This window comes from Mucilaginibacter defluvii (genome assembly GCF_039543225.1).
Lineage (GTDB): Bacteria > Bacteroidota > Bacteroidia > Sphingobacteriales > Sphingobacteriaceae > Mucilaginibacter > Mucilaginibacter defluvii.
In genome coordinates this window covers 1059903-1078620 of record NZ_BAABJI010000001.1, presented here as the reverse complement: position 1 = coordinate 1078620, position 18718 = coordinate 1059903, and the positions used below count along the sequence as shown (strand labels likewise).

The window sequence follows — 18718 nt, the reverse complement described above, 5'->3', positions numbered from 1 at the left end:
TATACTACTTTTTTACTTTTACGGGCGCTATACCTTTGTGTGTAGGCACCACCTGTTTGATAGTGCCATCGGCATTGAAATACATCCTGTCAATACAAACCTCACGGTTAAAGCCGGCGGCTCCACCCATGGTTATCCCTTTCGGATAGTTGAACCGGTGATATACAATATACCATTCATCAGTACCCGGAATTTGTATAACCGAACTATGGCCCGTACCGTAAATGCCCTGTGCAGCGTCCTTTTTCAGAATGATGCTATTTTGAGGTATAGAAATCTCGCCCAGCGGCGAGTCAGATACGCCGTATGCCACACGGTAGTCCGGACTGCGGGTATCATCTTCAGACCACATAAAATAATACTTACCGTTGCGGTAAAACACGTAGGTGCCTTCGCGGTAATCGTTACCCGGTTTTAAAACCTTGGTGGTGCCCGGTTTTAGCGAAACCATGTCCTCATTCAACTCAGCGCCGGCCATGTAGCCGTTACCCCAGTACAGATAGGTTTTACCTGTTTTAGGATCGGTAAATACATCTGCATCTATTTGCTGCCCGTTGGTAACACCTTCGGGAAAAGCATCTATCAGTGGCTTACCCGAATCAACAAACGGTCCGGCCGGATTATCGGCAACCGCCACCCCTATTTTTTGTGCAGCGCAGAAGTAGTAGAAATATTTATATACGCCGTTTATCTTTTTTTCAATAATACACGGAGCCCAGGCGTTGCGCTTACCCCATTTTACATCCTTTGGCAAATCGAGTATCACGCCCTCATCTTTCCAATTCACCATATCCGGTGATGAAAAGGCTTTGAAATATTTGCCTGACCAACCGTCGAAACCATCACTGGTTGGGTACAAATAGAACTTGCCTGTTTTTTCGGCATACAAAATATCAGGATCGGCATACAAGCCCGCCAAAACCGGGTTGTGGTTTTCAACCGCGCTTACTTTGTATTTTACCGGCGCCTTACCTGCTATGCTTACCGTAAAAATTTTAGGGCCGGTTGAAAGGTTAGCTGCCTTTGGCGTTACCGTAACACCCGGAAAGGTAATAAACCCGGGGTTAAAGGCGGTTAACGCTGTACCTGGCTTTACGGCAAGTTCAAGCGTTTTGGCGTTGGTATCTAACTTTGTGTTGATTGTTTTCAAAGCCGGGTTAGCTGCAGAGGTTAACACTTCATCAGCACTAAGCCATTTGGCTGAAAGCCTCGCCGCCTCGGCGGCGGTGATCGGCATTACCGTACCGTGGCGCGGGTGAAAGTTCATTTTCACATCGCTGTTAACTACCGTAAATATTTTAAAGTCGGTACTCTTGGTAAACTCGTAGCGGCCGCTGGCATAAACATCATACATCAATATGTACCCGCTGCCATCATTCAACTTAAATACGCCCGAGCCTTCTACCGGCTCTTTGGTCTGCTGCACGTCCCTGCTTTGCATTGTATAACCCTCGGTAAGCTTGGTTGATGTAGCTATGTTAATGCCGAGATTGGCGCCTTCCGTCTTGTAAAAAAGGTAGAATATACCGCTTTTATTTACAATCTCGCCATCAATGCATGAGCCGTTATCCGGACTAAAATAAAGCTGCTTAGGTTCTGTTTCCAGATCAGTAAAAGCGGCGTTAGCATAAGCGTAATAAATAATATCGCGCCCGCGGCGGCCATGTTTCATTGACCAGTAGATCATGTACTTTTCTTTCGCAGCATCATAAATGGTTTGCGGTGCCCATACACGCATCAAACTGTCATTACCCTTAAACCGTTTTTGTATATTAACTACGGCCGACGACCAGTTAATCAAATCAGTTGATTTAAGCAGCACCATAGCTCGGTTTGAGTCCCATCCCTTGTCAGATACCATATCGGTAGCCACCATGTAAAATGTTTTGCCATCGGCGCCGCGCATAATATGCGGATCGCGCACGCCGCCGGTTTCGCTTATTTTGGCGGAGTTGATTACCGGCTGGTCATGGTTCAACGCACGATAGGTATAACCGTCATTACTTAACGCAAAATGTATAGCTTCGTCGTTTTTTTGGTTACCGGTAAAATAAGCAAACAGGTAAGCTGAATATTTAAAATCAGTTTTTTTTGACTGCGCTGTTCCCGGCATCAAAACCGCCGGAACCAAAATAAGTGTTAAAATTACAATTTTAAAAAAAAACGTGATTTTTCCCATTTTTAGTGTTTATGAAACATGATTTAGAAAGTATGAAGTTAATACTTTCGCTTTAGTTTCAAATTTAAAATGGTAAAAAATATTTGAAAGAGGTATCGGCAAAGATACCATCCAAACACTTATTTCAGAAGAAAGTAGGGAATTTAAAGGTTAGGCTACCCTTTCGTTGTATGAATAAAGTTTCATTACCGGCACCTCATCTGAAGGTTCGCCAACCAGTTTTTCAAATTTCAGGCGGGTGTTCAACAACTCTACATTAAATTTATTAATGTTGGCATTCAGCACGTTCAACCCCTTTTTGTAGCGAGACAAGTTATAACGGTAGGCATCGGCTTGTAATCTGAGGCGAGTCAGCGTTTCTTGAAACAGTTCAGTATTCACGGCATCTTATTTAACATAAGAAGCATTATCAAAGTTTATTCCAAAAAGCGCTGAGCTTTTAATTTTTGTGTTTGCGCGAGTGTTTATTTAACTCCAGCTTAGTGTTATGGTTGTCATTGGCCGCATCAATGGAGTGAGTACACAAAATATCGTCCTCTTTTTCGGCCAGATCAGACAGTTGTTCGTAAAATTTGTGCAGTTTATCCAACTCTTCTTCGTTCAGGTCCTCAATATCAACCATGCGGTTGCTGGCTCCCTGGTGCGATGCTATCAGTTCGTTTAATTTCAGGTGGATAGCTTTTGAGTCTTTATTCTGCGTTTTCTGGATCAGGAATACCATCAAAAACGTGACGATGGTAGTACCGGTATTGATAACCAGCTGCCAGGTATCTGAGTAACCAAAGATTGGCCCTGTAACACCCCAAATAATAATGATAGCAAACGCTACTATAAACGCAGTAGAACTGCCTGTGGCGTTTGTAGCCCAGTTGGCAAAACGTTCAAATAAGTTTTTCCTGGTCTTTGGCATATTATAATATAGTGTGGATGTTATGCTTATAAACCAAAAAGGAGCGTCAAGGTTTAAACCCACGCTCCTTTTTATCACTATTATGAATAATTACAGTTTGCTGTTGGCGTCGATACAGTTAAGATCGCCGAAGGCAACGGTTAACCTTTTTACAAAGTTCTCCTCAGCCTTACGTAACCAAACGCGCGGATCGTAGTATTTTTTGTTTGGAGAGTCTTCACCTTCCGGGTTACCAATCTGATCTTGCAGGTAAGCTTCTTTTGATTGGTAGAAATCTTTAATACCTTCCCAGAAAGCCCATTGCATATCGGTATCGATATTCATTTTGATAGCACCGTAAGAGATAGCCTCACGGATCTCCTCCTGGCTTGAACCTGATCCACCGTGGAATACAAAGTTGATCGGTTTTTCAGCAGTAATATTGTGTTTTTGTTTCAAAAACTCCTGAGAGTTGTGCAGAATAACCGGCTGTAATTTTACGTTACCCGGTTTGTAAACACCGTGTACGTTACCAAAGGCGGCCGCAACGGTAAAGCGGTGGCTTACTTTTGATAGTTCTTCGTAAGCGTAGGCAACCTCTTCGGGCTGGGTGTATAAACGGGCGCTATCAACATCGCTGTTGTCAACACCATCTTCCTCACCACCGGTTACACCAAGCTCAATCTCTACGGTCATGCCCATTTTGGCCATGCGCTCCAGGTATTTAGCTGATATTTCGATATTCTCCTCGATCGGCTCTTCAGAAAGATCGAGCATGTGCGATGAGAACAATGGCTTGCCTGTTTCGGCAAAGAATTTTTCGCCGTGCTCCAGCAAACCGTCAATCCATGGTAACAGTTTTTTTGCGGCGTGGTCGGTATGTAAAATAACCGCAACACCATAGTGCTCAGCAAGCAGGTGCACGTGCTTAGCTGCTGATACAGCGCCTAATATACAAGCCTGAAGTTTTGAATTATCTAATGATTTACCGGCGTAGAACTGTGCTCCGCCGTTTGAAAGCTGAATAATAACAGGTGAATTTACCGCTTTAGCCGTTTCCATAACAGCGTTTACAGTGTTTGTACCTATAACGTTTACCGCAGGTAAAGCAAACTGATGCTTTTTAGCTGCCTCAAATAGCTCCTGCACCTGATCGCCGTGCAGAACGCCTTTATAATCTTTTAAACTCATTAATTATTTAACGTTTGGTTTGGGCTCCGAAGATATAAAATTAAACTTGTTATATGATGTAAACGGCTAATTATATGCTGTTTTTTTATAAACATAGTGTAATAACTACACACATGTAATATTAACGCTTAAAAACTCAATTTATTAGAAACAATTAAGTGAACTATTTTTTTTGTTTCTTTGCATCACATTTTGACAGACACAGAAAACGATATGGCGTGGTTTAAACGAGAAGTTAAGGGGATAATTACGACTACTCAGGAAAAGAAAGAAGCACCGGATGGTATCTGGAATAAATGCCCTGAATGTAAAAAACCCCTTCATTATTCGGAGCAGGTTGAGAACCAGTATGTTTGCCACTATTGCGGCTATCATCTGCGTATCGGCTCAAAAGAATATTTTTCAATTTTATTTGATAACAACGAATTTACTGAATTATTTGGCAACCTGCGTTCGGGCGATCCGCTGCATTTTGAGGATACCAAAAAATATACCGACCGTATAAAGGAAACCACAAAAAAAACCGGATTGACGGATGCATTGCGTTCGGCAAATGGTAAAATTGACGGGCAGGATATTGTAATTGCATGTATGGACTTCAACTTTATCGGCGGCTCAATGGGTTCAGTTGTAGGCGAAAAAATTGCCCGTTCCATTGACTATTGCATACAGCATAAGTTCCCATTCCTTCTGATCTCGAAATCAGGCGGTGCGCGTATGATGGAAGCAGCCTTTTCGCTAATGCAAATGGCCAAAACATCGGCCAAGCTGGCGTTACTAAGCCAGGCTAAATTGCCGTTCATCTCCCTGCTTACTGACCCTACAACGGGTGGTGTGACCGCCTCATACGCTATGCTGGGCGATATCAACATTGCCGAGCCAGGCTCACTGATAGGTTTTGCGGGTCCAAGGGTTATCAAGGAAACTATCAAGAAGGATTTGCCGAAAGGCTTTCAAACCGCGGAGTTTGTTCAGGAACACGGCTTCCTCGACTTTATTGTTGACCGCCGCGAAATGAAGGAGAAACTGGCATCATTCATCAAAATGCTTGCCCCGGCAGCTTGATTGCCGACAATAATATTCAATAAAAAGGCTGCCTTAATTTAGGGCAGCCTTTTTATTTAGTTTGTATTTAGCCTATATAACCAGGATCAAATTCAACTATCCATTCAATGCCATATTTATCCCGGAACATGCCGGCATAGGTGCCCCACGGGCTGTCGCCAATCGGCCCCTCAATATCTCCGCCTGCTGATAAGCCGTTAAATATTTTCTCGGCTTCGTCACGGCTTTCGGCACTCACATATATTTTCGACCGGTTTTCATTTTCATTTACCTGCCCCATAAATGCGGGAACATCATTAGCGATCAATACATTGTTTTTGCCAAGCGGCAAGCCGATGTACATGATCTTGTTCGCCTCATCTTCGGGCACCTGAAACTCAGGGCTTGATAAATCTTTAAAACGGACGATCTTTGTAAACTCGCCGCCAAAAACTGATTGGTAAAAATCGAACGCTTCTTCGGCATTACCGTTAAAGTTGATCCAGGGATTAATTGCTCTCATGGTGTTTATTTTATTGATTAATATGTTTAGAAATGATTTATGATAACTTAACCAGTAGCTCTTCCAGGTTTTTCAATGTCATGGTGAAACCGATCTTGAAACCTTCCAGTAATTTCTCCAAACGCTCAAACGATTCGTTATAGATAACGATATAGACCTTAGTTATTCCATCTTGCTCGCTGAAGTTATAATCCCAGTCTGACCCCGGCAGCTCCCTGTTTTCATCCTTATCCGCAAAAGTGTTGTACATCTTAAAATTGGTTTTCGGGGTGATGGAAGTGAATTCCTGAACAGACCAGCGCTCCTGCCCATCCGGACTTACCATGGCGTAAAACCTGCGCCCTCCTACTTTGAAATCCATATACTTAGTTTTGGCGCGCATTGGTGCAGGTGCACCCCATTGATCCAGCAGTTCGGGCCTGCTAAAAGCATCCCATACCAGATCAAGGCCGGCGTTAAATTCGCGGGTGATGTATACCGTTTTAGCTACTTTGTCAACTTTGAAATCAAACAGCAAGTCGTTGTTGTTCATTATTTTTCTTCTTTAATGGTTGATAATAGTTTGTCGAGTTGATTAAACTGCGCTTGCCAATTTTGCCTGAATTGCGCTAACCAATGGTCAAATTCCTGCATCTTTTTAGCGTTGAAGTGATAATAGATCTCTCTACCCTGGTGTTCGGGCTTAACCAAATCGCATTCCTGTAACACTTTAATATGCTTTGATACCGCCTGCCTGCTCATATCAAACTTTTCTGCCATTACATTTGGAGTCAACGCCTGCACCGCGAGCAGGGTTAAAATAGCCCTACGGGTCGGATCAGCTATGGCTTGAAATATATCCTGTTTCATTTCTATAATCTGCAACCTTTCAGTTGCTAATTTAAATGCAACTTTTCAGTTGCGCAAATTTATTTTAAAATAATTTATGAGAATGAGGATTATGATCTATATGCTTCTATTCCATCGCTTCATCAAGCAGGTAAAGTATCGACTCATAATCCTGCCCTACGGCGTGAGACATGGCCATTTCGCAGGTTTTGGTGGATGAATAATAACCGTCATACGGCTTCTGCTGCACCTCTAATGCTTCGGGCAACGTGGCTGAGGCGGTTAACTCGGGAACCAGGAAACCACGGTCGCCGGCCATACCACAGCAACCGCCATGTACCGGTATATCAACACGTGCTGCGTAATGCTGTGCCAGCGCTATGAATTTACCCTGTGTATTCATTTTTTGCAACGAGCAAACCGGGTGCAACACCACCGTGCCTTTTTTGCTGATGTTTTGCTGCCGGGGCATTACCATATCGTGCAGGTAATCCACGCAGTCTAAAATAGTCATGCGGCCGAACTTCTCCTGATTGTCCGCGCTTAAATAATGGCGCATATTTTTAATGGCGTAGGCGCATGAGCTTACATCGATCACTACTTTTATATTACCTTGATTGCTGGCCTCCCACATACGTTCAATAAAAACGTTGGCCATATACTTATTGGCATCGGCATAACCTTTTGATGAAAATATTTGGCTGCAGCAACTGCCCAACACGTTGCCGGGTATGCTTACTTTTATGCCCGCTTTTTGTGATACGCTCATAAAGGCATCCATCACGCTTTTCTTTCCCTTAACACCGCTGCCCAGCATACGCGATATGCAGCTTGGGTAATAGATCACCTCTGCATCCTGCGGCTGTTTGCCCCGGCTTTGTTTTATCAGGCTTAAATTGGGTGGGGTGGTTAATTGCTCCGTCCATAAAGGCATGGCGGGGATAACGCGTTTAAACGCTGTGGTTATGTTGGTCATCGCCTTAGCACCAAATACTCTGTTCACCATGCTGCCTGCGGCTAAGGCGAAGCGGGCAACGCCCATAGCAACACCAAAATTACGGGCAACGTTAAGCGCAACCTTGTTAGCCAGCGGCGAATGGTTTTCGCGGCGCAGGCGCTTTATCAGTTCGCCGGTATTGATATCAACCGGGCAGGCGGTGGCGCAAAGGCCGTCAACCGCACAGGTGTCCATACCATCGTATTGGTACTGATCAAGCAATATTTTATGATTGGCCGCGTCACCGCTTAGTTCCATCTTTTTCAGTTCGCGGCGGATAACTATACGGCGGCGTGGTGTTGTGGTGATATTACGGCTGGGGCATTTATGCTCGCAGTAACCACATTCTATGCATTTGTCCACCTCGTGCTCAACCGTTGGCAGGGGCTTAATATTTTTAATGTGGACATTTTTATCGGCATTAATAATAACCCCCGGATTAAGCAGGTTAGCCGGATCAACCGCCTCTTTTATCTGCTTCATAATGGCGTAAATCTCATCGCCCCATTCGGTTTGAACAAAGGGTGCCATGTTGCGGCCAGTACCGTGTTCGGCCTTCAAGGCACCATCATATTTATCAACCACCATGGTTACCACTTCCTGCATAAACCTATCGTAACGGGTAACCTCATCAGGCGAGTTAAACTCCGGGGTGATCAAAAAGTGGATATTACCATCCCGCGCGTGGCCGAAAATGATGGCATTGTTATACTTATATTTTTTAAATAGTGCTTGCAGATCGAGGATCGCATCGCCCAACTTTGGAACCGGGAAAGCCACATCCTCCAGAATAACGGTTGAGCCACTCGCCCGCACCGCCCCTACCGAGGGGAACAACCCCTTGCGTATCTTCCAGTAATACTCCAGTTCCTGCGGGTTTGAGGTAAAAACAGGGGCATGCAATAAGGCTAACGTTTCTGCCTGTTGCAAGAAGCTATTCACTTTTTGTTCGATCTCGGCATAGGTATCTTCCTGAAACTCCACCAGCAGGCACGATGCCTGTTCGGGCAGGCCTTTTATTACCGCAGGCAAATTGGGCATGTGCTCAATAGCATGTAACGATGCCCTGTCCATCAGTTCAATAGCTTTCGCTCCTGAATCATTTAAAGGCGCGATAGCCTGGCAAGCGGTATAAATATCCGGAAAGTACAGCAGTGCCGCTGATTTAAAAGGATATTCGGGCACTGTATTCATCACCGTTTCGGCAATAAAGGCCAGCGTACCTTCGGCACCTATCAGCAGGTGCGCCAAAATATCCAGCGGGTGTTCATGGTCTATCAGCGCGTTAACGGCGTAGCCAACGGTGTTTTTTATCTGGTATTTATTACGGATCTTATCATATAGCTCGGTATCGGCCAGCAGTTTTTCACGGGTATTTTTAAGCAGCTGATATAACGCGATACAATCCCGCTCAAAACGAAGATAATCGGCCTTATTTTCGGTATTGAATACCTTACCATCAGGCAGAATAAAGCGGATATGCTTTACCGTGTGATAAGAATTTTGCTTTACGCCACAACACATGCCGCTTGAATTGTTGGAAAGTATGCCCCCCATCATGGCCGAGTTGATGCTTGCCGGGTCGGGGCCTATCTTTTTTTTATGCTTGCGCAGATAGCTGTTCACCATACCGCCGGTTATGCCGGGCTGCACACGCACCTCGCTGCCGCCTTTTTCAATACTGATCTTATCCCAGTGCTGACTCAGATCAACCAGGATACCATCCGTGATAGATTGCCCTGAAAGGCTCGTCCCCCCGGTACGAAACACCAGCGGTATATTGTGAGCTTGTGAGAATTCAAATAACGCGATCACCTCTTCCTCATTAACCGGCTGTACTACCGCCTGTGGTATAAGTGTGTAAAAACCCGCATCCGAAGCGTACGACACCAAGTCAATTAACCGCGTTTTAATGCGTTTTACGGGCAATATCGCTTCCAGCTTATATTGTATATCTTTAATTAAATGCATTTATTTATTAAGGTGAGGTATTTTTTTCAAAGATATGATACGTTTTAATCGATACTCTAATGCCTGTCTGATTTTAATTTATAATTAAAACATAAAAATCCAACAACCTATAGGAATAAACTGATTTACAGTCATTTTTCACCGATCGCTAAGCTGTATTAACTGAAATTTAACTTCTGTTATTTCGTCAAACCTCTTGTTTATCTCGAAATAAGCCTTACCTTTATCTTAAGTATTTATATTCATAATATAATTCAGACAATCGCCTATCTTATTGCCTGTTTTACATAAAGCATGCAGATATGACTAAAAGTGTTCTTCTTATTGAAAACGATGAAGCTATTGCTGAAATAGTTGATTACATTCTCACGGATGCCGGTTACCAGGTATCGCAAACTCCGCCGGCACATTATTTAGAGGCGGTTAAATCTATAAACCCCGACGTGGTATTGCTTGATTACTCGCTGAGCGGCAATATAACCGGTGATATGATCTGTGCGCGGTTAAAGGCAAATAATGAAACAACTCATATTCCGGTGATCATCGTATCAGCCGTTGTAGGGCTTGACGATATTGCCCGCGCCTGCAATGCCAACGATATATTGGTTAAACCATTTGATATTACCGACCTGGAGCAGGTGGTTAATAAATGGTTTGACAAAAGCCGCCTGGCCAGCTAAACGGCAAAACGCATACCATCCGAGGCGCAGGGTAGTTCTACAGCGTCAAAATTCCGCATCATCTCGTTATCAAAGTGCGTAAGCAATATCTTTTTATAAGATAAAAGAGCCAGTTTTTCTTTAAGTGTTTGATAGTTGAGGTGATTCTTTACTTCTAACCCAAAAAAATTGCATTCGCAGATAAACAGATCAGCATCAGCGCTTAAAGGTACGAGTTCATCCGTCCATGAAGTATCTCCTGAATAGGCAATTACCTTTCCATCAACCTGAATACGCAAACCATGCGGCAGTGCCTCGGGGGTGTGAATCACAGGGAACGCAGTCACCTTAAGCAAACTTATATCGAGTGGTTTGTGTACTTCATATTCATGAAAGCTGATATTCAGCTTGCCCCAAACCTCAGTACCGGGATATAGCAACTCAAGCAATTTTTCCAACCGTTCCCTGCATCCGGGCGGACTAATAACCACGAGCGGCTTTAAACGCCCGTAAACCGCCATTTCCAGCAATAAAAATGGCAAACCACCATAATGGTCGCCGTGGAAGTGTGTTATTAGCACAGCGTCAATATCATCCGGGGCGATACCGTGCTTCTTGATACCGGGTATGGCGCTCGCACCGCAGTCAATCAAAAAGTTTCCGGCATCAGCCTTTACATAGAAACAGGTGCTCATGCGGCCGCCGCTGCCAAAGGCGTCGCCACTGCCAATAATAGTTATTTCAGCCATCTTTAAACCATTTATGCCGATTTCAAGTTCAGTATATTAGCGCACATTACCAACAACAACATGAAAATATATCAGCAATACATACGCCTGGCCGCTCGTCGCAGGGGCTTTCACCTCATTACCGATGATGTTTTGCAGGCCCTGCCTCAGCTCAGCGAAATTAAAACAGGCATGCTGCAGGTTTTTATTCAGCATACGTCAGCCTCACTCACCATTAACGAGAATGCCGACCCAACCGTACGTATGGATTTTGAGATGTATTTTAATAAAGCGGTACCGGAGAATGACCCCGACTATGAGCACGATTACGAGGGATCAGACGATATGCCGGCCCACCTGAAAGCTGCCATGCTGGGCAGTTCGGTAACTATACCTATAACAAACGGCAGGCCTGCGCTGGGTACCTGGCAGGGCATTTATTTGTGCGAACATCGTTATCGCGGCGGCAATCGCAATATAGTTGTTACTGCCTGGGGCTTGTAAAACCTTACAATTGGGTAACTATTTTTCATACCGTATGCGCTTACCTTTGTAACATGAGAGTAGATATCTGGTCGGACATTGTTTGTCCGTTTTGTTATATAGGCAAGCGCCGCTTTGAAAACGCCCTCGATGGTTTTAAAGATGACGTGGAGATTATTTGGCACAGCTTCCAGCTCGACCCTGACGCGCAATATGTAGAAGGGCAAACGGTTGATCAGTACCTGGCTAACCGCAAAGGCTTTCCGCTTGAAAAAGCTAAGGAGATGAATGCCTACGTTACCGCACAAGCTGCCGAGCTTGGCTTAAAATATGATTTTGATATAGCCAAAATAGCCAACACACTTGATGCGCACCGCCTGCTGCACTTAGCGGCTAAACATAATAAGCAGAACGAGGTAAAAGAAGCTTTACTGGACGCTTATTTTACCCAGGGCAAAAACATCAGTGATACAGAAACGCTGATACAGATAGGCACAGCCAATGGGCTGGATGCGGCTGAAATAGCAACCGCATTAAAAAGCGATGCTTACAAACAGGAGGTGGAAGAAGATATTTACCATGCGCGCCAGATAGGCGTACAGGGTGTACCTTTCTTTGTATTCAACAATAAATACGCTGTATCAGGGGCGCAGCCTACCGAGGTATTTAAACAAGTATTAGACAAGGTTAAAAGCGAAGAAAAACCGCAGCTATTGAATGCTGACGGCGACTCATGCGGACCTGACGGCAATTGCTAAAGCTGACACTTTAATATATAAATGCGAAGGGCCGGTAGTTTTAACTATCGGCCCTTTATTTTGTATTTCATCTTTTTTATTGCTCCTGGTAAACAACAGACAGATAACGTTCTTCAACCGTGCGGTAAAACAGGGCCAGTAAAGCTAAAACCGCGCAAATAAAGAAAGTTACGATATGGTAATCGGCATTATAGATATACAATGCGCTGCCTATTACCAGCATGCGTAAAAATTCCACCGCGAAAACCCACTTTTTTTGCTCCATAATTGCACCGCAATTAATGAGCGTAAGCACGGTAAACGTGGTGAATAAGAATTTCTCCATCGCACCCAGCTCAAACTCAAACAGTATGAAAAAGAACAAGGTTATCAGCATAAAAATCACCTGCCACACTACGTAATTGTTCAGTCGTTGCTGCAACGGTTCTTCATGATGCTTTATACCGAATACGCTTTCCGCTTTTTCACGTGCAGCCGGATCGATCAGGTTGGGACTGCCGAATATCATTTTGATTTTGCCCTTCAGCGTTTTTTCGCGCTTAACCATTATCCATAGCTCTATAAAGAAATGGAAATGCTGCCACATAAAACTGTAAGTATTCAGTTGGTGGGTAAGGCCATAAACAGGCTTTTCATCCTCTTTTTTAAATGTACCGAATAGCTTATCCCAAATGATCAGTACATCGCCATAGTTCTTGTCCAGGTACTCATCATTACAGGCATGGTGAACACGGTGGTGAGATGGCGTAACTAAAAAGTATTCTAAAAAACCCAGTTTGCCTATTACCTGCGTATGCACAAAAAACGGGTACAGGCCATGGATCAACAGCATCACCACAATCATTTCGGCCGGGAAGCCTAATATGGGCAGTACGCTCCAAAAACCTGTACGCACCATAGCCTGCAGCAAGGTAATACGCGCAGATACAGTATAATTAAAATCTTCGCTTTGGTGGTGTACTACGTGCACCGCCCACAGTACATTCATTTCGTGCGCCAGGCGGTGGTACCAGTACCATATAAAATCGGTACCCAAAAAAAGCAGGATCCACATGGCTATGGTAGGCTTTATTTCGAATATGCCGTATGTTTTTTGCAGATAATCGTAAACGCCATAAAATACCGCAGCAGCAAGCACATCAGTTAAACGTTCTAATATACCGATGCTTACGTTAGCTATTGAACGGTGAAGATCAAACAGCTTTAGTTTTTTTTGTTTTGCGACGAAATACTCCAGCAGCATAAATACTACAAAGAGCGGTACAGCAAAAGCGAGGATGTTGTATTTCATGACTCGTTTTTATTGTTCTGTTTTAATATTCATTAAAACGAAAAAACACTCAAATATAATCTTAATTGGTAAACAAACACAAAATTTGTGCCCGAAAGGACTCGCAGCGGTTTACTACAAAGCTAATAAACATAATGTCGGAATTGTTTTAAGCTTAATTTAAAGCGTTATACCGAAAATATTATAACAGCCGTTTGAGTATGAATACATAAATTTGTTACATGGGAAAATTTGAGGTGCCCGATAAAGTGCTGTATGTATGCACCGGCAGCAAATGCGGAAAACGAGGCGGAAAGGACACTTATAAAATGGCATCGAGCTTTGTTAAACATAACAAGAGCAACGTGGATATTGAAGTGATACGTATAGAATGCACAGACCGGTGCAAGTTTGCACCGGTCTGTAACATGCAGCCTGAAAATATATGGCTTAAAGAATATTCAGAAAAAGAGGTGCTACGCATGTTAGCTAACCTCATGCAGCAGCAGGATTAAGCCTCGCTGCTGTAGCTGATTTTAGGGATATGGCGGTCAATTTCCCAACGGCCGGTACCTTCTTCGCCAATAACTTCGAATAGTTCCAGCGCGCGGCGGGCTTTGTATTCCTCTTCGCGTTGCTCTTTAAAGAACCAGTTCAGGAACTCCAGGGTTACAAAATCCTGCTCTTTATAGCAACGGCTGGCAATGGCTTTGATTGATTCGGTAACGCTTACTTCCTGCTCCAATGCATCCTCAAATACCTCGCGGAACGAGTTGTACTCAATTTTGATATTCGTAACCTCCGGAGATATCGCGGTGCCACCCATATCTAAAACATATTTGAAGAATTTAAGCTGATGTTCTCTTTCCTCTTCAGATTGTTTATAAAAATAGTCGGCTGAGTTATCAAAACCATTACGGTCGCACCATGAAGCCATGGCTAAATATATCGACGCTGATTGCGCTTCTTTTTTAATTTGCTGATTTAAAACCTCTTCTATCTCTGTTGATAAAAGTGATTTTATACGGATGATATCTTTCATGATCTAACTGTTTTAATCATTTATAACACTGCAAAGATAGTGCTATAGCAAGCCAAACAATTAAATATTAACAATATAGAAGCAATCTAAGTACAATTAAACCGCGGTGCGGTAAATACGATTGTAGATGATCTGGTTAAGATCGAGCATTACAAAAGTACCTTGTAAAAGCTCTTTAAAATGAATGATCTGGGTAAGGGTTAACACATAGGTATCATCACAAGCACAAATAAAGATGATTTCCATATCCGGCGACTGGGCATCCATCAGTTTTTGCTCAATATCGATGCTGTTGATGGCTTTGTTCAATTTAAGCAGGCAACGGTAATCAAAACGGGCAAGTTTACCGGCAAAATCAATATACCAGCAGCTCTCACTGTCTGATTGATAAATGGCACCATGCGCTGTGGTAAAAACCTCTATAAATGTTACGTGATCAACTACCTCTTTAACCTGCATTCCCTTTTTTGTAGAAGTGTGTGAAACAAAAGTAATACTATTTAGATTAAATCCAAATATAACAACGGTAATGTTTTAAACATTTTTACAACCACCGGGCGAATTAGTACCCCGGTGTTAAGCGGCAAAAAAACCTTTTGATAATAAATAGGTTAAAGGTTAAGTTTTATTTGATCATCATCTGCATAAAAATTAAACTGAAAACTGTGCAAAAACAATTAAGATACACTACTATACTTAAAGGCATTGTATTGCTCACCCTGTCGGTATTGTTTGGCAAGCAGGGTTATGCGCAGGTACATGCTACTACCGATTCACTTAAAACCGACTCGTTGCAAGCCGATACTATTAAAAAGCCAAAACTCGAGTACGCAGGGCAGTATGACATTAGTGACCTCATTCAGGATGTAATCCATCCAAACAAAAAGCCCGATTCGCTTAAAAAGAAATCGGGAATTACACTGATGCCTAACGTGGCCTCAAACCCGAGTATTGGTTTCCAGATCGGGATTAAAGCAGTTGCAGGCCGCGTATTAGGTAAAGAGCCGGGTACGCTAATGTCGGTAGCGGCAACATCCGCGTCTATTACTACTAAAGGTATTATTTATTTTTATTTGAGCCATAACGTATTTACACCGGGCAATCACTGGAATTTACAAGGCAGTTTAGTGGCCGCTAAAACGCTAACACCTGACTTTGGTATAGGCATTGGCGAGGCCGCTAACGGCAGCGAAGCAGACAGGGTATTAAGCAATCCTGGCCGTAAAGGATATGTACTACATTCGCTGTTTTATAATTTCCGCGAAAAGGTTTACAAACAGGTAACTGATAATCTTTTTTTAGGTGCCGGGGTCTCGTTTGATATCAGGCGGAGTATTGAAGACCGAAATAACCCCGTTGGCGAAACACAAACGCCTTATTACATTTACAATGAGCGTAACGGATTCAATAACAGCAGTTACAGTTCGAACGGCTTGCTGTTTAACGCGCAATTCACCACCCGCGATAACCAAAACCGCGCTTATAAAGGCATTTATGCTGATGCCGGTATACGGGTAAACCAAACCTGGATTGGGAGCACTAAAAACGCTACACAGTTAACTACTGATTTCAGGAAATACTGGAGCCTCTCAAAACGCAACCCCGAGCATGTTATCGCTTTTTGGAACTGGACATCGTTTGTTATCGGCGGTGCCCTGCCCTACCTGGAATTGCCGGGCACAGGCCGCGACCCAAGCTTCCGCAGCGGGCGCGGGTATACCGTTACTTATTTTAAGGGCACACAATACGCTTATTCGGAGGTGGAATACCGTTTCCCGATCACCCGGAACAAGTTCATCAGCGGAGTTACCTTTTTTAACATGCAAACCGCTAATGATGATCTGGGAACCAAGATCGGGCAGGTATGGCAACCCGGTGGCGGCGCGGGTTTGCGTGTACTGTTTAACAAAGCTACGCGCACCAACCTTTGTATTGATTACGCCTTTGGTAAATACGGCGCTAAAGGTCTGTTTTTGGGCTTGAACGAGGCTTTTTAAAGTTTGCCTATCTTAATATTAAAAATATCCTTCAAGGCGCGCTTGGCGGCATTGTACCCGCACATGCCATGCACGCCACCACCCGGAGGGGTTGACGAAGAACAGATATACATCCCCTTTGCTGATGTTTTGTATGGAGACCAGCGCAGTGCCGGACGGGTATACAATTGCCCGATATCGATTATACCGCCGTTTATATCGCCGCCAATGTAATTGGGATTATGCTCCTGCATTTGGGCGGTATTAAATGTATGCTTTGCCAGTATCCTTTCCTTAAAGCCTGGCGCGAAACGTTCTATCTGGTTCTCAATGATTTCTGTCATGTCGCGGGTTGATCCGTTGGGAACATGGCAGTAGGCCCAAACCGTATGCTTACCTTCGGGCGCGCGGGTAGTATCATAAAGGCTTTGCTGCGCCAGCAACACATATGGTTTTTCGCAATGTATGCCTGCGGCGGATGCTTTTTCGGAAATTTCGATCTCTTCCAACGTACCCCCAATATGTACCGTACCTGCCTTACGGCATTCTTCGGCGGTAAAAGGAACGGGGCCGTCAAGCGCCCAGTCAACCTTAAATACCCCATCGCCGTAACGATAACGTTCCAATTGCCATTTATAAATCGATGAAAATTTATGCCCCGCAATTTGCAGCAGTTGTTTAGGCGTAACATCAAAAAATATAGCACGCGCAGATGGCAATTGTGCGAGTGAGGTGATGTAGGTGTTAACTTCAATTTTTCCGCCCAGCGATATAAAGTAGCCGGCCAGCGCGTCGGCAATGCTCTGAGAGCCGCCTTTGGGTATTACCCAGCCGCCGATATGCCCGTTAGCCAGCAGCACCATGCCTATAGCCGATGTTGCCAGGTTACTAAGTGGCTGTATGGAGTGAGCCGCCATGCCTGCAAAAAGGCCCTTGGCTTGCACGGTTTTAAACTGTTTGGCCAGCATAGTAGCCGGTTGCAACGCCGATAAACCAAAATGCGCCATAGCAAATGGTTTGGACGGAATATGCAGCGGACCCAAAATATCAGCAGCCATACCCGGCCAGTTCTTTACAACGGGCCCTATAAGTTTATGGTAGGTATCGGCATCCGCACCCAACAATGAAGCGGTTTCATCAACCGAACGTTTTAGTACAGCCGCCGTACCATCATCAAAAGGGTGCGCAGCGTCTACCTCGGGCGCTATGTATTCCAACCCATGCTGATGAAGCGGTAACCTGGCAAAGAACGGCGAACCGGCAGCCAGCGGGTGAATAGCCGAGCAAATGTCGTGTTTAAAACCAGGCAAGGTTAATTCTGCACTGCGGAGTCCCCCACCGATGGTGCCTTTACCTTCAACCACCAACACTTGCAGCCCCTGCTGCTGTAATAGTATGGCAGCGGCAAGCCCGTTGGGGCCCGAACCTACCACTACCGCGTCATAATCTTTTTTATCGGTATTCATCAGCCTGATAATTTGTATAAATATGCAAAATAAAGGGGGATAAACACATGGTTCATCCCCCTGGCACTTTAACCTACTTGAAACTAATTATATAAATTCTTTTTTGTTTATAAAACGCGCTGAATTATACACTGCGGATATAACGTCTCCGGCCGAAAAACCACCTATTTCACTACGATAAACGTAGCTGTAGGCTACCGTACGATCCGCATCGCAAACATAAACGCCGGGTAGCATTACATTTTTAGCCGCCCCATCATTCCATCCGGCTAAAAGCTCCTGATATATACCAAGCTGACGGGCTAAAGCATTCTGCTCATCAACGTAGAAACTCAGGGTCAGGCTGTTAAGCCAGGCTATCTGCGCTAAATGCTGCTCCGCCTTAGGTATCACTACTAATAAATTACCGCCATTGGCCCTTACCTCGGTTTGGATAGCGTTAAGCGAACGTAACAGGTTTAAACCCGCGTTACCCAAACTGCCCGAATAAAAAGCGACTACCAGCGGCTTGTTATTAAACTTTCTAAGATCAATATAACCATGCGTTACAGCGCCATTATCATATTCGTACCAGCGGTTACTATCGGCTGAAAGATTCAGATCGGTATAATTACCGGAAAGCTCGTTGTTGTTGAAATTTTGAGTATTGGGGGATAAGAGGGCCTCATTTACAGCCACTTCATCGTAATATGTATACGTGTTCATTTAATTTAG

Annotated in this window: 20 protein-coding genes; 6 read left to right on the top strand and 14 right to left on the bottom strand. The window is 44.1% G+C overall.

Features of this window, described 5'->3' with window-relative positions; all coding sequences use genetic code 11:
• Window positions 1-4 precede the first annotated feature (4 nt).
• From ABD960_RS04910 to fbaA, 4 genes are all read right to left on the bottom strand, one after another.
• Window positions 5-2179, bottom strand: a complete 2175-nt coding sequence (locus ABD960_RS04910; protein WP_345329796.1) for a glycoside hydrolase family 43 protein — start codon at window positions 2177-2179, stop codon at window positions 5-7.
• A gap of 150 nt (window positions 2180-2329) precedes the next feature.
• Window positions 2330-2560, bottom strand: a complete 231-nt coding sequence (locus tag ABD960_RS04905) for a hypothetical protein (RefSeq protein ID WP_345329794.1) — start codon at window positions 2558-2560, stop codon at window positions 2330-2332.
• 58 nt (window positions 2561-2618) lie between these two features.
• The gene (locus tag ABD960_RS04900) at window positions 2619-3089 is read right to left on the bottom strand and encodes a low affinity iron permease family protein (RefSeq protein WP_345329793.1); all 471 of its coding nucleotides are present in this window, start codon (window positions 3087-3089) and stop codon (window positions 2619-2621) included.
• Between the two features lie 90 nt (window positions 3090-3179).
• Window positions 3180-4259: a class II fructose-bisphosphate aldolase gene (gene fbaA / locus ABD960_RS04895; RefSeq protein ID WP_345329792.1), complete on the bottom strand. Its 1080-nt coding sequence runs from the start codon at window positions 4257-4259 to the stop codon at window positions 3180-3182.
• A gap of 213 nt (window positions 4260-4472) precedes the next feature.
• Between fbaA and accD the strand changes: the two genes are divergently transcribed.
• Window positions 4473-5324, top strand: coding sequence for an acetyl-CoA carboxylase, carboxyltransferase subunit beta (gene accD / locus ABD960_RS04890; RefSeq protein ID WP_345329791.1), 852 nt, complete (start codon window positions 4473-4475; stop codon window positions 5322-5324).
• Between the two features lie 67 nt (window positions 5325-5391).
• On the opposite strand, the gene ABD960_RS04885 is transcribed toward accD, so the two are convergent.
• From ABD960_RS04885 to ABD960_RS04870, 4 genes are all read right to left on the bottom strand, one after another.
• Window positions 5392-5826 carry a VOC family protein gene (locus ABD960_RS04885; protein ID WP_345329790.1) on the bottom strand — a complete coding sequence of 145 codons (435 nt, stop codon included), beginning with the start codon at window positions 5824-5826 and terminating at the stop codon, window positions 5392-5394.
• A 37-nt stretch (window positions 5827-5863) separates the two neighbouring features.
• Complete coding sequence (locus ABD960_RS04880) at window positions 5864-6358, bottom strand: SRPBCC family protein (RefSeq protein WP_345329789.1); 495 nt, start codon at window positions 6356-6358, stop codon at window positions 5864-5866.
• Window positions 6358-6675 carry an ArsR/SmtB family transcription factor gene (locus ABD960_RS04875; RefSeq protein WP_345329788.1) on the bottom strand — a complete coding sequence of 106 codons (318 nt, stop codon included), beginning with the start codon at window positions 6673-6675 and terminating at the stop codon, window positions 6358-6360. Before ABD960_RS04875 ends, ABD960_RS04880 begins: the two co-directional genes overlap by 1 nt.
• Window positions 6676-6781: 106 nt before the next feature.
• Complete coding sequence (locus ABD960_RS04870) at window positions 6782-9622, bottom strand: FAD-binding and (Fe-S)-binding domain-containing protein (protein WP_345329787.1); 2841 nt, start codon at window positions 9620-9622, stop codon at window positions 6782-6784.
• 302 nt (window positions 9623-9924) lie between these two features.
• Here ABD960_RS04870 and ABD960_RS04865 point away from each other — a divergent pair, with 302 nt between their 5' ends.
• On the top strand, window positions 9925-10302 hold the full coding sequence (locus tag ABD960_RS04865) for a response regulator (RefSeq protein WP_345329786.1): 378 nt from the start codon (window positions 9925-9927) through the stop codon (window positions 10300-10302).
• Here the strand turns inward: ABD960_RS04865 and ABD960_RS04860 are convergent.
• The gene (locus ABD960_RS04860) at window positions 10299-11030 is read right to left on the bottom strand and encodes an MBL fold metallo-hydrolase (RefSeq protein ID WP_345329785.1); all 732 of its coding nucleotides are present in this window, start codon (window positions 11028-11030) and stop codon (window positions 10299-10301) included. The genes ABD960_RS04865 and ABD960_RS04860 overlap by 4 nt on opposite strands.
• Window positions 11031-11090: 60 nt before the next feature.
• On the opposite strand from ABD960_RS04860, the gene ABD960_RS04855 reads away from it, so the two are divergent.
• Window positions 11091-11513: a secondary thiamine-phosphate synthase enzyme YjbQ gene (locus ABD960_RS04855; protein WP_345329784.1), complete on the top strand. Its 423-nt coding sequence runs from the start codon at window positions 11091-11093 to the stop codon at window positions 11511-11513.
• Window positions 11514-11566: 53 nt separating this feature from the next.
• Window positions 11567-12250 carry a DsbA family oxidoreductase gene (locus ABD960_RS04850; protein WP_345329783.1) on the top strand — a complete coding sequence of 228 codons (684 nt, stop codon included), beginning with the start codon at window positions 11567-11569 and terminating at the stop codon, window positions 12248-12250.
• 76 nt (window positions 12251-12326) lie between these two features.
• Here the strand turns inward: ABD960_RS04850 and ABD960_RS04845 are convergent, their stop codons facing one another.
• Window positions 12327-13541, bottom strand: a complete 1215-nt coding sequence (locus tag ABD960_RS04845) for a sterol desaturase family protein (protein WP_345329781.1) — start codon at window positions 13539-13541, stop codon at window positions 12327-12329.
• 221 nt (window positions 13542-13762) lie between these two features.
• Between ABD960_RS04845 and ABD960_RS04840 the strand changes: the two genes are divergently transcribed.
• The gene (locus ABD960_RS04840; RefSeq protein ID WP_345329780.1) at window positions 13763-14035 is read left to right on the top strand and encodes a (2Fe-2S) ferredoxin domain-containing protein; all 273 of its coding nucleotides are present in this window, start codon (window positions 13763-13765) and stop codon (window positions 14033-14035) included.
• On the opposite strand, the gene ABD960_RS04835 is transcribed toward ABD960_RS04840, so the two are convergent.
• Both ABD960_RS04835 and ABD960_RS04830 read right to left on the bottom strand, forming a co-directional pair.
• Window positions 14032-14562, bottom strand: coding sequence for a ferritin (locus ABD960_RS04835; RefSeq protein WP_345329778.1), 531 nt, complete (start codon window positions 14560-14562; stop codon window positions 14032-14034). The two genes, ABD960_RS04840 and ABD960_RS04835, sit on opposite strands and share 4 nt — an antisense overlap.
• A 96-nt stretch (window positions 14563-14658) precedes the next feature.
• On the bottom strand, window positions 14659-15021 hold the full coding sequence (locus tag ABD960_RS04830) for a hypothetical protein (RefSeq protein ID WP_345329776.1): 363 nt from the start codon (window positions 15019-15021) through the stop codon (window positions 14659-14661).
• Between the two features lie 206 nt (window positions 15022-15227).
• On the opposite strand from ABD960_RS04830, the gene ABD960_RS04825 reads away from it, so the two are divergent.
• Window positions 15228-16559, top strand: coding sequence for a BamA/TamA family outer membrane protein (locus tag ABD960_RS04825; protein ID WP_345329775.1), 1332 nt, complete (start codon window positions 15228-15230; stop codon window positions 16557-16559).
• On the opposite strand, the gene ABD960_RS04820 is transcribed toward ABD960_RS04825, so the two are convergent.
• On the bottom strand, window positions 16556-18004 hold the full coding sequence (locus tag ABD960_RS04820) for a phytoene desaturase family protein (RefSeq protein WP_345329774.1): 1449 nt from the start codon (window positions 18002-18004) through the stop codon (window positions 16556-16558). The genes ABD960_RS04825 and ABD960_RS04820 overlap by 4 nt on opposite strands.
• Before the next feature lie 87 nt (window positions 18005-18091).
• Window positions 18092-18709: a redoxin domain-containing protein gene (locus ABD960_RS04815; protein ID WP_345329773.1), complete on the bottom strand. Its 618-nt coding sequence runs from the start codon at window positions 18707-18709 to the stop codon at window positions 18092-18094.
• Window positions 18710-18718: the final 9 nt, after the last annotated feature.